The 13735-nt window shown below is 55.7% G+C and carries 17 protein-coding genes and 1 tRNA gene; 10 read left to right on the top strand and 8 right to left on the bottom strand.

The window, feature by feature from the left end; all coding sequences use genetic code 11:
- Nucleotides 1-89: 89 nt before the first annotated feature.
- Complete coding sequence (locus ACI77I_RS18245) at nucleotides 90-719, bottom strand: DUF1780 domain-containing protein (RefSeq protein ID WP_083360208.1); 630 nt, start codon at nucleotides 717-719, stop codon at nucleotides 90-92.
- Between the two features lie 100 nt (nucleotides 720-819).
- On the opposite strand from ACI77I_RS18245, the gene ACI77I_RS18240 reads away from it, so the two are divergent.
- The 3 genes from ACI77I_RS18240 (at nucleotide 820) to ACI77I_RS18230 (ending at nucleotide 2255) form a co-directional block, all read left to right on the top strand.
- On the top strand, nucleotides 820-1287 hold the full coding sequence (locus ACI77I_RS18240; RefSeq protein WP_094948942.1) for an FAD/FMN-containing dehydrogenase: 468 nt from the start codon (nucleotides 820-822) through the stop codon (nucleotides 1285-1287).
- Nucleotides 1284-1973 carry an energy-coupling factor ABC transporter permease gene (locus ACI77I_RS18235; protein WP_406998108.1) on the top strand — a complete coding sequence of 230 codons (690 nt, stop codon included), beginning with the start codon at nucleotides 1284-1286 and terminating at the stop codon, nucleotides 1971-1973. The genes ACI77I_RS18240 and ACI77I_RS18235 overlap by 4 nt, the downstream gene beginning before the upstream one ends.
- Before the next feature lie 66 nt (nucleotides 1974-2039).
- Nucleotides 2040-2255: a hypothetical protein gene (locus ACI77I_RS18230; RefSeq protein WP_406998107.1), complete on the top strand. Its 216-nt coding sequence runs from the start codon at nucleotides 2040-2042 to the stop codon at nucleotides 2253-2255.
- Here the strand turns inward: ACI77I_RS18230 and yacG are convergent.
- Genes yacG through ACI77I_RS18210 form a run of 4 tightly spaced genes read right to left on the bottom strand, consistent with a single transcriptional unit; the run spans nucleotide 2252 to nucleotide 5140 of the window.
- Nucleotides 2252-2452, bottom strand: coding sequence for a DNA gyrase inhibitor YacG (yacG, locus tag ACI77I_RS18225; RefSeq protein WP_094948943.1), 201 nt, complete (start codon nucleotides 2450-2452; stop codon nucleotides 2252-2254). The genes ACI77I_RS18230 and yacG overlap by 4 nt on opposite strands.
- A complete protein-coding gene (coaE, locus tag ACI77I_RS18220) occupies nucleotides 2449-3072 on the bottom strand; it encodes a dephospho-CoA kinase (RefSeq protein ID WP_094948944.1) in 624 nt (207 codons plus the stop codon). Before coaE ends, yacG begins: the two co-directional genes overlap by 4 nt.
- The gene (locus ACI77I_RS18215; RefSeq protein WP_277933789.1) at nucleotides 3069-3935 is read right to left on the bottom strand and encodes an A24 family peptidase; all 867 of its coding nucleotides are present in this window, start codon (nucleotides 3933-3935) and stop codon (nucleotides 3069-3071) included. The genes coaE and ACI77I_RS18215 overlap by 4 nt, the downstream gene beginning before the upstream one ends.
- On the bottom strand, nucleotides 3932-5140 hold the full coding sequence (locus ACI77I_RS18210; protein ID WP_406998106.1) for a type II secretion system F family protein: 1209 nt from the start codon (nucleotides 5138-5140) through the stop codon (nucleotides 3932-3934). The genes ACI77I_RS18215 and ACI77I_RS18210 overlap by 4 nt, the downstream gene beginning before the upstream one ends.
- A gap of 203 nt (nucleotides 5141-5343) precedes the next feature.
- Between ACI77I_RS18210 and ACI77I_RS18205 the strand changes: the two genes are divergently transcribed.
- From ACI77I_RS18205 to trfA, 6 genes are all read left to right on the top strand, one after another.
- Nucleotides 5344-5757, top strand: coding sequence for a pilin (locus ACI77I_RS18205; RefSeq protein ID WP_406998134.1), 414 nt, complete (start codon nucleotides 5344-5346; stop codon nucleotides 5755-5757).
- A 64-nt stretch (nucleotides 5758-5821) separates the two neighbouring features.
- A tRNA-Thr gene (locus ACI77I_RS18200) sits at nucleotides 5822-5894 on the top strand.
- Nucleotides 5895-6062: 168 nt separating this feature from the next.
- Nucleotides 6063-7283, top strand: coding sequence for a tyrosine-type recombinase/integrase (locus ACI77I_RS18195; RefSeq protein WP_406998105.1), 1221 nt, complete (start codon nucleotides 6063-6065; stop codon nucleotides 7281-7283).
- On the top strand, nucleotides 7280-8029 hold the full coding sequence (locus tag ACI77I_RS18190) for a hypothetical protein (RefSeq protein ID WP_406994323.1): 750 nt from the start codon (nucleotides 7280-7282) through the stop codon (nucleotides 8027-8029). The genes ACI77I_RS18195 and ACI77I_RS18190 overlap by 4 nt, the downstream gene beginning before the upstream one ends.
- 116 nt (nucleotides 8030-8145) lie before the next feature.
- Entirely contained in the window at nucleotides 8146-8349 is a 204-nt protein-coding gene (locus tag ACI77I_RS18185) for a helix-turn-helix transcriptional regulator (protein WP_406994324.1), read from the top strand.
- A 2-nt stretch (nucleotides 8350-8351) separates the two neighbouring features.
- The gene (gene trfA, locus ACI77I_RS18180) at nucleotides 8352-9239 is read left to right on the top strand and encodes a plasmid replication initiator TrfA (RefSeq protein ID WP_406998104.1); all 888 of its coding nucleotides are present in this window, start codon (nucleotides 8352-8354) and stop codon (nucleotides 9237-9239) included.
- A gap of 322 nt (nucleotides 9240-9561) precedes the next feature.
- Here trfA and ACI77I_RS18175 read toward each other — a convergent pair whose 3' ends face one another.
- From ACI77I_RS18175 to ACI77I_RS18165, 3 genes are all read right to left on the bottom strand, one after another.
- Nucleotides 9562-10284, bottom strand: coding sequence for a leucine-rich repeat domain-containing protein (locus ACI77I_RS18175; protein WP_406998103.1), 723 nt, complete (start codon nucleotides 10282-10284; stop codon nucleotides 9562-9564).
- A gap of 769 nt (nucleotides 10285-11053) precedes the next feature.
- Nucleotides 11054-11353 (bottom strand): hypothetical protein, encoded by a 300-nt coding sequence (locus ACI77I_RS18170; RefSeq protein ID WP_406994408.1) that lies wholly within the window; start codon nucleotides 11351-11353, stop codon nucleotides 11054-11056.
- A gap of 35 nt (nucleotides 11354-11388) precedes the next feature.
- Nucleotides 11389-12318, bottom strand: a complete 930-nt coding sequence (locus ACI77I_RS18165; RefSeq protein ID WP_406994409.1) for a site-specific integrase — start codon at nucleotides 12316-12318, stop codon at nucleotides 11389-11391.
- Between the two features lie 1203 nt (nucleotides 12319-13521).
- Between ACI77I_RS18165 and ACI77I_RS18160 the strand changes: the two genes are divergently transcribed.
- On the top strand, nucleotides 13522-13735 hold a 214-nt coding region (locus ACI77I_RS18160), incomplete at its 3' end, for a hypothetical protein (RefSeq protein ID WP_406998102.1).

Raw genomic sequence — 13735 nt, 5'->3', positions numbered from 1 at the left:
AAAGGCCTCGTCAGATAGACGTTGCAAAAGGGCGCCACGTTACAGTCAGGGGGGTGGCGGTATTGCCACAAGCGTAGCCTGTACCCGAGTCACAAGCTGATGCCCACGTCGAATACTATGCTGCGCCCCAGGTTGTTGCGCAAGAAATCCGGTGCGTCGGGGTGGGCGAACAGTACCCGGGCAAAGGTCGGCCCTACCAGGGACAACGAGCGCCAGCCCTGGCGCAGGTATTCGGTGGGGGGCGGGAAGTGGCTGTTGAGGTCCAGCACTTCGCGTTTGAGGCTGGTGAAGGCGATGAGGTCCAACTCGCCCAGGTCCATACCGCGCTCTTTGTAGTTATGCGCTTTTTTGCGCAGCGTCGGTGCCAGGCGCAGTAGGAACTCATGGGCCGGAATGCGCCGCGGCTTGGCCTCGCGGCGTACCAGTTGGCTCAGGGAAAACGCACTGCGTCGGCGCAGCAGTTCATCGCGCCATTCGTCGTTCAGGCGTCGGCCTTCATCCAGCACGAAAAACACCTCAAAACTGGCGTCGCGAAACAGCACATCCGGCGGCTCTTGACCGGCGGCATGAAACTCTTCGGCGCGGTAGGGCACATTCAAGCCTTGCAGCAGGCGCTGGCAGACCCAACGCTCACGCTCCCATTTGCGGGCATTGGACAGGAACGCATTGGCTTGTTCGGCCGCTACGGTGAGCAGGCGCAAATAATCTGAGTCATCCATATTTGCAGCTTAGCGTTCAAATGATGACCGCAGGAAGTCTTGCTTTAAAAGGCCGGTGTAGACTGGCTACTCGACCATCATCCAAACCAAGGAGTAAGCAGTGAAGTTTTTCGCAGTGCTGTTTCTAAGCCTTTTACCGTTGTGGGCCCAAGCCGTCGAGGTGGGTGAGCGCGTGGCGCCGTGGACCTTGCTCGACCAGTTCGACCAAGCCTACACCCTGGATGATCAGGCACAGATTCTGCTGGTAGCTCGCAGCATGGACGCCGCCAAGTTGCTAGACGCGGCGTTGCAAGGCCAGCCCAAGGGCTACCTCGAAGCGCGGCATGCGGTGTTTGTTGCGGATATCCAGCGCATGCCCCGGCTGGTCGCCAAGCTGTTCGCCGTGCCGGCCATGCAAGCCTACAACTACCGGGTCATGCTCGACCGTGACGCGCGTATCGCCCCGCGTTATCCGGGGGCTGTGGATAAAGTGCTGTGGCTGCAACTCGATAGCGGCAAGCTGGTCGCGCAACACGAATACAGCTCAGCCGCTGAACTGCGCCAGGCCCTGGAGCAGGTGAAGCCGTGATCAGCGCCGCCGTGCTGGCGCCGGAAACCCTCAGCGTCGGCTGGCTGTTGTATGCGCCGGTGGTGATGTGGGCAATCCTGCGCTCACCCTGGGTTGAGCTGTTTGCCGACCGACGGCGCCAGCATCTGCTGTTCGGTACGGTGTTTGCGCTGTTCATGTTGTGGCTGGTGCGGCGGGATTTTGATACGGGCGTTTCTTACCATTTTATTGGCATGACCGCTGTGACCCTGCTGCTCGATTGGCCTCTGGCAATCGTCGGCGGGTTGGCTGCGCAGTTCGGTCTTGTGCTGCTGGGGCGCCAGGACTTGGCCGCCGTCGGCGTCAACGGTCTGCTGCTGATTGTGTTGCCGGTGCTGGTCACGGAGGCCTGCGCAGTGCTGGTTGAGCGGGCGCAACCACGCAATCCCTTTGTGTATATCTTCTGCTCGGGTTTTTTTGCCGCCGCGCTGTCGGCGCTGCTCTGCCTGTTGGCCGCATTGGGCCTGCTGTGGTTCGACGGCCGTTTCGCAATGCCGGAATGGCTGGAGGATTTTGTCGGTTACCTGTGGCTGATCATCTTCCCCGAAGCCTTTATCAGCGGCATGGTCGTCAGCGCCCTGGTGGTGTTCTGCCCTGAATGGTTGGAGACCTTTAACCGCACGCGCTACTTGTCGGCGCCGTGGAAGGATGACGATTCGCGGCGTTGATCCAGATCAAATCCCGGGCACCTGCGCAGGCCCATGCTTTGCGAAAATCTTGAAGGGGCTTTAGGCATGAGTGTGTACGAATGGGCACGGCAGGAGTTGCGCAGAAGTCAGGACGCTGCACAGGAAATCGGTTTTGACCCAGGCTTGACCCTGCGCGCCATGCTCAGTGCGGTGGTGCAGCAGAGCAAGGGCGTACGCAGTTTTGAAGACTTGGCCGACGAGCTGCAATACCTTGCAGAGAACCTCGACGACCAGCAGGAATACGCCTTTATGCGGTCTTAGTGGCGCGGCGGCAGGTCTTCGGAGAACAGGTCGTCCTCGGCATCCGGGCTGACCGGAATCTTGTGCTCTTCCGACGCCCAGGCGCCCAGGTCGATAAGTTTGCAACGGTCCGAGCAGAACGGCCGGTTGGCGTTGTCTGTTTTCCATTCCACGGGTGCACCGCATGTTGGGCAGTCGACGGTCTTAGGTTGGCTCATGATCGGCCTCCACGCAAAGTAAGGTAAAAGTGGTGCAGTCGCTCGACCTCGCTGTGCAGCCAGGCAAGGTCCTGGTCATTGACCAGCACGTCATCGGCATGGTTCAGGCGGTCTTCACGGCTGGACTGAGCCTTCAGAATCGCCTGCACCTGCTGTTCGCTGATGCCGTCGCGCTGCAGGGTACGCTGAATCTGCAGTGATTGCGGCACGTCGATCACCAGGATGCGCTGGGTCATGCTGTTCTGGCCGGATTCGATCAGCAGCGGTGATACCAGGATCGCGTAAGGCGACCGAGCGCGGGCCAGGTGGCTGCGAATTTCCTCACCGATCAGCGGGTGCAGCAGGGCTTCCAGCCAGCGGCGCTCTTCGGGCACCTCAAAGATCAGGTTGCGCAACGCCGCGCGGTCCAATTGGCCGTCGGGCAGCAGCACGCCTGCACCGAAGTGCTCAGCGATGCGCGCCAGGGCGGGCCGGCCGGGTTCGACCACCCAGCGGGCGGCATGGTCGGCGTCGACCAGGTCAATGCCCAGGTCGACAAAGTGCTGGGCGGCCGCGCTTTTACCGCTGCCGATGCCGCCGGTGAGGCCAAGAATCCAAGGTGTTGCAACAGAAGTGGTCATCTGAAACCGACAGACTGCAAATAGAAGTCGGTTATTTGACCACCCCAGAGCAATGCAATCCAGCCGGCAATCGCCAGGCACGGACCAAACGGCATCGGTAACGACGCCTGGGGCTTGCGCAAGCGCATCAGGATCAACCCGGCGAGCACCCCGAGCAGCGATGACATCAGCAGCGTCATCGGCAGGATCTGCCAACCACCCCAGGCGCCGAGCAGGGCCAATAACTTGAAGTCGCCATAGCCCATGCCGTCCTTGCCGGTGATCATCTTGAACAGCCAGAACACCGTCCACAGGCTCATATAGCCGATCACCGCGCCCCATAGCGCATCGGGCAGCGTCGCCAGCATGTCGGCACTGTTGAGGATCAACCCCAGCCATAACAGCGGCAGCACCAGAACGTCGGGCAGCAGTTGATGATCCACATCGATCAGGCTCATCGCCAGCAACCCCCAGCTCAGCAACATCACCGCACCTGCTTGCCAGCCGAAGCCGAAATGCCAGGCGACCGTCGCCGAGATCAGCGCGCAGGCAAGCTCCGTGAAGGGGTAGCGCGCACCGATCGGCTCACGACATTGGGCGCAGCGCCCTCTGAGCAGCAGATAGCTGAGCAGCGGGATATTTTCCCACGGGCGAATCGGCTGTTTGCATTGCGGGCAGCAGGAATTGGGGTGCATCAAGTTGTAAGTCGGGCCCGCCGGGTCGGCAGGTAAGCCGAGCACCTCTTGGGCCTGGGCGCGCCATTCGCGCTCGAGCATCTTCGGCAGGCGCCACACCAGCACGTTGAGGAAACTGCCGACGATCAAGCCCAGTACCAGCGCCATCCCAACGAAGACCCAAGGTTGCTCGCTCAGCAGCAGGCTCAAAATGCCGACCCCAATTGGAACACCGGCAGGTACATGGCGATGACTAACGCGCCGACAATGCCGCCCAGTACCACCATGATCAGTGGCTCCATCAGGCTGGTGAGGTTGTCGACCAGATTTTCCACGTCTGACTCAAAGTGATTGGCGACTTTTTCCAGCATGCGGTCCAGCGTGCCTGACTCTTCACCGATTGCGGTCATCTGGATCGCCATACTGGGAAACAGCCCGCTGCCGGCCATGGATTGATGCAACTGCATGCCTGTGGATACATCGTGACGCATATGCTCGATCGCCTGTTTGAACAACCCATTGCCCACCGCGCCTGCTACCGAGTCCAGCGCCTGCACCAAAGGCACACCTGCTGCGAAGGTGGTCGAGAGTGTGCGGGCATAACGGGCGACGGCGGTTTTTTTCAGCAGTGTGCCTGCCAGCGGCGTGTTCAACAAACCTGCGTCCAGCCAGTGGCGAAAACCAGGAGAGGCTCGGTAGGCCTGGCGCAAGCTTGCAAATGTAGCGCCCAGGCCCAGCACGAGCATCCACCAGGCCTGCTGCAGGAATTCGGACAGGACGATGACGGCCAAGGTAAACCCGGGGAGTTTGCCGTCGACCCCGGCAAACAGGATCTGGAACTGCGGCACTACATGAATCAGCAGGATGCTGCTGACCACGCACGCGACCACGATCACCGCGATGGGGTAGGTCATGGCCTTTTTGATTCGCGCCTTGAGCTGTTGGCTTTTTTCCAGGTGCACCGCCACCCGCTCCAGCAGGGTTTCCAGGGCGCCGGCTTGTTCCCCGGCAGCCACCAGGTTGCAATACAGGTCATCGAAGTAACGCGGTTGCTTGCGCAGTGCCGCCGCCAGGTTGTTGCCGGCAGCGATTTCCTGTTTCAAACCCTTTACCAGTTCGCGTATCAGGCGGTTGTCGAAGCCTTCGCGGATAATGTCGAAGGCTTGCAGCAGCGGTATGCCAGCCTTCAGCAAAGTCGCCAGTTGGCGAGTGAACAGCGCAATATCGGCGGGTTTTATCGGCGGGGCGAAGCTCGGCAGGCGCGTGGTTTTCTTGCGCACGCGGCCGGGGAAGATTCCTTGTTGGCGCAACTGCGCCTTGATCAGCGCCAGGTCATGGCCGACGGTTTGCCCGGACACCCTGCGCCCTTTGCGGTTGATGCCTTCCCAGGCGTAGATCGTTGCAGCGTCATTCATGTCACGTTTCCGCACGCGGGTGGTTGAAGATTTATAGCTTAGTCAGGTCATGGATTCGGACAGGCCGGTGGCGAAGGATAAAATGTCAGATTGTGCGTCTTGCACGCGATTGGTTGCCCACGGATGAGTACACTGGCGCCGTTGCACAACGCGAGGCGCAGGACGCGCCTTGGTATGGGTTCTATATCTGGAGAGTGAATGTGATGCGTCAGAAAGGCTTTACCTTGATCGAGTTGTTGATCGTCGTGGCAATCATCGGCATTTTGGCAACCATCGGTTTGCCCATGTACACCAATAACCAGGCCAAGGCCAAGTTCACGGCGGGGTTGGCTGAAATCTCCGCGTTGAAGGCCGGTTTCGAAGATACCTTCAACCAAGGCACTGTGCCGACCCTTGCCTTGATCGGTGGCACCAGCCCCACCGCCAATTGCAAGATTGACGTGGCAGGCGATGTGGCGACTGGCGTCGGTTCCATCAGCTGTGAAATCCTCGATGCAACGGCGCCCGTGCAAGGCAAGACCATTACCTTGACGCGCAGCGCCACCACGGGCTGGAAGTGTGCCACTACGGCTGAAGCGCAATACATCGCCAAGGGCTGCGGCGCCGACGGGGCCTAGCGGCTGCTGGGCGGCATGCGAGTTAGTTGCTGCCCGCCCAATGCGGTGCTAGCTTTAGCCCACTGCCCGTGTAGCTCAGCCGGTAGAGCAGCGCACTCGTAACGCGAAGGTCGCAGGTTCGATTCCTGTCTCGGGCACGATTAGCTGGGTTCATACAGTGCCAGGCCGTGTCAACTGGCTGTTCAATGTCAGTATATTCAGGGTCTTCCGTTTCATGCGGTGCCATCCAGTTCCACGCAAGCGCTTGTCTTATGAGTACCTCCACGAGTACCCTTAGGTTGTTCAATAATCTATAGGTACTCAGCATGGCTTTGACAGCTTTGCAGGTGAAGAATGCTGCGCCAAGAGATAGGGATTATGGCCTTGCCGACGGCGGTGGCTTATTCCTTTGGATGCGGGCGGCAGGGGGTAAATCTTGGCGCTTCCGGTTCCGTTTGGATGGCAAACAGTCTCATATTTCACTTGGCACCATCGACAAGGTAACCCTCGCCCAAGCGCGACAGCTTGCTTCGGAAGCTCGCCAGCTTGTGGCCCAAGGGCGGCATCCTGGGCTTGAGCGGAAGGCTGTGCGGGCCCAGGCGGCAATCTCCCGCGCTAATACGTTCAAAGGCCTTGCTCTGGAGTGGCACCGACATAAGTCGTCACGTTGGTCGGTAGGTTATGCCAGTGACGTTATCGAGGCTTTTGAATTGGACATTTTCCCCAAGGTGGGAAATTTGCCGTTGACCGAAATCAAGCCCATGCAATGGTTGCAGGTTTTTCGCCGCATAGAGTCACGAGGGGCTCTGGAGAAGCTGCGCAAAGTTCGCCAACGCTGCCAAGAGGTCTACCGTTTCGCGATTGCCACTGGTCGTGCTGAGTACAACCCAATCGCGGACATCGGAGGGGCGCTCCAGACTCCAACCACCCAGCACTATCCTTTCTTGCCTATTGAAGAGATTCCGAAGCTCATAAGCAGCATTCAGGTCTGTCCTGGGCATGACATTGTCAAGATCGCCACACGTCTGCTGATTCTCACGGGTGTTAGAACGGCTGAGTTGAGAGGCGCTCCTTGGTCGGAGTTTGACCTCAACAACGCACTCTGGCTCATCCCTGCTGTGCGCATGAAGATGCGTCGCGCTCATCTAGTCCCGCTCTCCAAACAGGCTGTGGCTGCATTACGTGAATTAGAGAGTATTACTGGCGGTTACACGCTCGCGTTCCCTGGACGTAATGACCCGGCGAAGCCTATGAGTGAAGCTGCAATTAACCAGCTACTGAAGCGCTCAGGCTATGACGGGCGTGCTACGGGCCATGGATTCCGTCACACGATGTCCACCACTTTGCATGAGCGCGGATACTCCAGCGAGTGGGTCGAAACTCAGTTGGCTCATGTGGATAAGAACAGCATACGCGGCACTTACAACCATGCTCAGTATCTGGAGGGGCGACGAGAGATGCTTCAGTGGTATGCCGACCATCTGAATATTTTGCCGCATATCAATGCCGGCTCTTCCTCCGTTACAGGTGTGAAGGATATCGCATGAACTATGATGTGATCCGTCTATCTGATTTGGTGCCGAAATACGCTAGTCACTATAAAGTCAGCTCTCAAGAAGCTGCATTTGCTCTGCATGAGCTAGTTGTAGGCTTATATTCAGAATACCATGTGAAGCGGGGGGAGATGGTACTTCCCGACCAAATATTTTGGGTCGGGAGAGTGGGAGGCTCGCAGCGCTCACCCAAAATTTATAAACTATTCTTTAATGGGCTGATTGAGTACTTCGATAATTTATTCAATCCGCCGCCAGAGAGCGATAGTGGTCTCGTCCGTTGCTACTGCGTGAGCGACAGTGATGCTAAGGATATTCCAGCAGGCATTGTGTACTTATCAAGAGCGGCCCTCGGTAAGTGGGTTCTCGAAGCGGGGATTGAAACCCCAGAATTTATATTGAGTGGTAACGCAAGTGAGAATACTAAAACAGATAAGAGAGTGAGTGAATTAAAGGAGCAAGAGCTGAGAACCATAAACAAGATCATGAATGGTTTGGTTGATCTTATTAAGGAGGTTGATAAGGCCCATCGCGAGCTGCCAAATGACTACGATGGTAAGAAGCGCGCAGATAAAATCAAGTGCCATGCCTCTAGGCTCAACAATCCGCCACGTAAAAACTTTGATGTTTACTCTGCTTTGATAGCTCTTGCCGAAGATGCTGGAGTGGATATACCCACAGATCATCAAACGTTGAGAAAGTACATGCGTGCCCAGTCCATGCTTAAGATTGGTGCATGATGTTTCATAGCGAGAACTTGGGGCTCACTGTCGGAGTTTGGGGATCCCCATGACTTCTCACTTGAGGTGTCATTAAATCCCTAGCCATCCAGCCGGTCCCAAGGAGACCCGTCCAGATGGCTAGTCAATCTGTCTCACCTCTACTGCTTCGCCTTCCTACCGTCTGTGCTTTGGTGGGACTGAGCAAATCTCAGATATATCGCCTAATTCGAGCCGGCGAGTTCCCTGCCGGTATTTCGCTTGGGGCAAATTCTGTTGCTTGGCCTGCCGATCAAGTGCAGATCTGGGTTGCAGAAAAAATCAGCGCATCCGTTCGTTAAGAATGACTACAAATACGCGACTTTCTAGCCGTATCTTTGCCCTGCTAGAAGAGAATCAAAAGCGCTCTCGTGACAAGCCGCTCGGGGTCAAGGTCGAGAAAGAACTTAGGTTATTGCCGAATTGGTCAGACTCGGTTCGGCGTGTCCCCAATTTCGCTCTTCGCTCAGCTTTATTCGGTGCAATCAAAAAAGGGCACCGTCCGTACGTTGAGCAAGTGGGAATCAACGCTTTAGGTGGTATCAGCATTTTTTATACCGGCGCCTTACTTGATCAGGTGGATCTAGACGTATGGGAAGCTGTGCTGCATCTAGAGCGGGCGCAGGAGCTAGGCTCAGAGTGTAGGGTAACTGCCTATCGGCTTCTTAAAATACTCGGAAAAACTGATACAGGAAAAAATCGAACGATTCTAGATAAATGTATAAGTAGACTCAAGGCAACTGCGTTGCAGGTTAGAGTAGGAAAAAATTCATATGAGGGCAGTTTGATTCAGGAAGTCTACCGCGATCATGATGAGCGAAGTGAACGCATGTATGTCATTCGATTGAATCCCAAATTCGGTCTGTTCTTTCATGATGACCAATATACTGATTTGAATTGGCTTATCCGCAAAGCGTTACGTGGGAAGCCACTGGCGCAATGGGTGCATGGCTTTTATTCAACCCATGCAAAACCCTACGATTTCAAGGTGGAGACGTTGCATAGTTTATGTGGAAGCCGGGCTAGCTCTCTATCTGATTTTAAAAAAGATTTGCGACGATCCCTTGAGGCCGTAGAGCGCGCGAGTGCAGCAGCAGGGCAGCCATTTAGTTATCAATTAGAAGAGAACTTAGTGCGAGTCAAAACCACTCCTAGTGCTTCACAGCAGCGACACTTGGCCAAAAAGCACTGATACCGGTCCAGCACCCCTGCTTATGTCGCTCCAGCAGTCTGGGGCGTGCCGTTCTAGCGCCCCTGCTTATGCCGCTCCAGCAGACTGGGGAATGCCGTTCCAGCGCCCTTGCTTATGCCGCTCCAGTAGTCTGGGGAATGCCGTTGGGTAATTGCACTCCACCTGACCACACATTTGCATTCGACTTGACCAGTCGTTTGCATCGGGTTTGACCAGCACACTGGGTGGCCCTGACTGGCAGAAGTCGACCCGAAGCGGACAGTCTTGCACAAGTGAAAAATGGTCCAAAACGAGCAATAGAACCGTCTAGCAAATGAAGTTGTCATGCATCGTGCATCATCTGTTCGAACTGGCGAGTGAGCTTTTCAAATCGCGGTGCATCACACGCTGGACAAAGGAAAGGCATTCTTCGTCCCGTAAACATAGACGTCAGACTACTGCACTTCATACAACGTAGATGTGTTTTTACGTATGCAGTTAGAGGCTCGGCGAGCTGCTTGTTCAATCGGCTTGCGAGAAAAGCGACCTGAGATCGATCGAACTGGTTCGTCAAGCTCAAGTGGCGTAGATGTGTACAGCGAACGAGGCTAGTGATGTCATCGACCTCGAACTTCGCATTGGCCAGTGAAAGTCTGGTGAGCTTGGAGATACGAGTAACAGGCTCGATGGATTCAAGGCGGAGAGGCGAGCCTCCACCCTGGCTACCGGACAGACGCAGCTCTGTCAGCTCGCTTAGCTTCTCAAGCCCGTCGAGTTGCCGCAGCCTTGGAAAGTCTCCAATTGCCAGATACGTCAAACCACTCAGTCCGGAAACGGGTTCCAGTGTTTCAATTTTTTTCGCCCATTCCAGCGTCAAACGCCGTGTATTAGTTAACCTATCAATTCCCTCAAGTGAAGCAAGCTTAAGATTGTAAAGGCGTAGTTCATTTGCTTTGCACCGAGAGAGCACCGTCGGCCATATATTTGCTGAAACGTTCCGTAGATCGAGTTCGTCCCTTTCGGAAAGTTCTTGTTCAGAAAACTGGCCATCCAAACATAGCATCATGTCTCACATCCTTATAAGTTGTTCCGTGAGGCGAAACGGGAAGCCTCCCCAAGGCTTAGGGCGCCGAAGCTATCGAGTGGCAGCAAGGCTGTCCAACGGCTCCTATTGGCCGTTTTTTGCCGGTCAGGGCACACCCAGTGCGCTGGTCAAATCCGATGCAAACGACTGGTCAAGTTGAATGCAAATGGGTGGTCAAGTCTATGCAATTACGCAGCCGTTCCAGCGCCCTTGCTTATGCCGCTCCAGCAGTCTGGGGAATGCCGTTCCAGCGCCCTTGCTTATGCTGCTCCAGCAGTCTGGGGAATGCCGTTCCAGCGCCCCCGATTATGCCGTTCCAACACCCTGAGCCATGCCGTTCCAGCACTCCCGACTACCGTTCTAGCACCCCGTTGATACCGTTCTGATACCCCTGTATATACCGTTCTAGCACTCTCTGGTCTTAGCAAGGAAATCGCCCGCTAGGCCAGAAGGAATCAGCCGTGCAGAGATTTCTGCGGAGGATAGTAATCTGTTATTAATCAATATTAATCGCGGCCTATTCGGCAAAACCAAGCGGGTGAATGAGTGTTAATGCACAGCCGGCAAGAGGCACTATCGGATTCGACTTCATTAGGAAAACGCTTTGAGCCTGGCTCCGTCACTGCACATTTAGAGCGCGAGAGTGCTCGACTCTCGGGGGGGGGGCTAACGGTGGCAGATATCCCACTGCTTTCAAATCTTTAAGAAGTTATTGATGCTTTGATCTGTCGACCTGGGCAACGTGTGCGCCTTATTGGGTAGCCTTAGAAGCGGCCTTTAGAGCCGCGTCGAGATCTTGGTCAGCGATGGAAAGAATGACCCTTAGATTCTCCAGCTCGTGATGATGATCCTTGGATGCCGCAGCCATCTTGCCCAGATACTGTTTGTTGATTGCTTCGATTTCGGCGCGATGCTCCCGGATTCGGGCGTTCTGCCGAGCCACGCTGGTATTTAGGGTTGCCGCCAACTGCGCTCTCGCCTTTTTGCTCTCGATTAATAGCAGTACGAGTACACCGGTCACAATCAGAAGCGCACCGATCACGAACAGCAAACTGCTGCTGATCCATACGGGGGAAATGTTTATGTTCAACGTAGATAGACCTCGGTAATTTCTGGACGAAAGTGCCCAAGCTCCTGAGAGACGACTCGCTTGGCTTCTTCACGAGTGAGATGACTTTGCATTGTACTGAGGCGTTCTTGGGCGTAACTGTGACGCAGCCCGTGGGCTCCATTGGACCAACCAAGCGCTGATTTTGAAGCCGCACCGAATGATTTGCTCCAGGGCTGACCACCGCCAAGTTCGTAGAACTGTTGGTAGCGGACACCACGATCTATAACGCTACGTGCCTCTGGTAGACGTGTCGCTTCCAGGCGCCTGGCCAGGTGTATCGGAATGCGCACCTCGCGGGTAAGCCCCCCTTTACCGTAGACAGTGTAAGCAATGGAGTTTTCCCGAATACCGGCAAACTTCAAACCATGCGCAGGGCGAGCATCTGGAGCTTTGTGGTGGATACGGCGCAGCGTTAGTAACTCATGGGCACGTAGTCCTGACGCATGGGAAATCTCGGTTGCTAGGGCGTTGTGTGGCGACTGGCGAGCTGCGATGAGAGTCACTTGCTCACGGGTGTATGACCTCGACTGCTCGGCCAATCGGCGACCTAGTGTCGGCTGACCCGCCTTTCCTTTTCGGGCTGCCGGTGCGGTGCTTTTGATGACAGCCAGAGATAGACCTGGTGGGAGCTGATGAGTGACATGCTGCATCATCGCTTGCAGGGCTTGCCGCTCCATATCGAGCGTCTTTTGGCCAACGATTTCGGCACGTTGTTTTAGATATTCGAGGGCACGAGTCGGAGTCATATCACGAAGGCTGCCCAAGCGGTGCTCTTGGAGATGGACAGTGATCTGCTTTAGGCGTTGTTCATAGTTCCGCACGGTGCTGACCGATTTGATGTGGCTGCCCTGCAGTCGCTTCATCACGGACGCCGCTTGCTTCGCCGGTTTGGCGAATTTAGCCATACTGGCGGTTCCGATGTAGCCAGCGGTTTACGGTCGAGCGTTCGACTGTAATGCCTTTCTCGGCTATCCAGCGCTGTAGCTCGCTTCCATTGCAACCTACTGCGTCTAGCTGCAACAGCTCGTGCTTGTAGTTATCAAGTAACGAGCGCCGTTGGGCATAAGTTCGGGGTTTTCTCCGAATCCTAGACTCGGACTTGAGGCGCGCAGCGATGATCTGCGCATCGAATTCGCTCATGAGAAGCTCTCTGGTTGTGTAAGAACTTCTGACCGTTTCCGGTTCAGCGACACACCATCCTAAGATGGTTCGTTGTGTGCCTGTTCGCCCCCCTTTGCACTGGTGTGCAGGCGGGGACTGTTCACGCCTACTCGGAGTCTCCGAGCGGGTTCCTGATTGTCCGTTCAGGTGCGGTTGCCATCGTTGGTTTGGCTACCCTGGTTAGGTTTTCGTTTCTCCTCTGTTGGTCGTTGATGTTCCCGATAATTTAGTCGGGGCCAAGCCGGTTGCGCGAGCGATGACGCGACGCGTAATCGATAAGGCCCTGTCTGCGATGACGCAGGACAGGAGCCCTCTGCCATTGCTTACACCCATGAATAACACGGGCACGAGCGGCCGGGCAGGGCGGTTTTGAGCTTGGTCAGCTTACGAGAGCCACAGTGGATGACGCAATCGTTTGGGGTTGCGTTGTGTGTGTTGCGCAAAATCATAGATACCCAGTTAGCCCGCTATGTAAAGCGCCGGTTAGGCGCGTTACATAGCGGGCTTGCCGGGAAAAATTTGACGCATCGTAGTAAGTGCAATGAGTTGCATTGAGAAGGGAAGAGCCGCCCTTTAGGCTGAAAACTTGCCGAAGCCAAGACCAGTAAAAATGAGGGTGAGGGGATGTCAAAACAAAAAATCGCAGGAATTTTGGACGCGGTATACGAGCGGGCGCCGGCGGTCACCAAGTGGGTCGGATGGACCGGAATCGTACTAGGGCCTGCTTTTGGTTTTCTCCACATAGTGGCGGTGTTTTTAATGCCTGGTGTGTACGGGAAACGCGTCTTGGAACAGTACGACCTAGTGCAGCGAACCGGCGATGTGCTGGTGGCCCCATTTGCTCAATACCTGATAGTCATCGGTTTTACGTTGTGCCTTCTGTGGATCGGTTTATGGGTCGTAAGACTGGTGCTAGCAGCACGTTCTTGGTTTCAGAGGCGTTCCGTATGAGCGCCTCTGCAACTCCTGAAGGGTATGCGGGGTTCAGCTGGATATTCGCGCTTTGGGAGGATGTCGGTATGACAATGCTCGCAGCCACCCAACCGATTTTCACCGCCCTTAACAACAGCAGTTCAACACTGGTCTTCAGCGTAGGCATCATGTGGCTCGTCATGATTATGTTGAAAGTCGCTGATGGTGGGATGGCTCGTGGCCTAGCCG

The organism is Pseudomonas sp. D47 (genome assembly GCF_045447305.1).
Classification (GTDB): Bacteria; Pseudomonadota; Gammaproteobacteria; order Pseudomonadales; family Pseudomonadaceae; genus Aquipseudomonas.
This window is presented reverse-complemented; position numbering and strand designations above follow the sequence as displayed.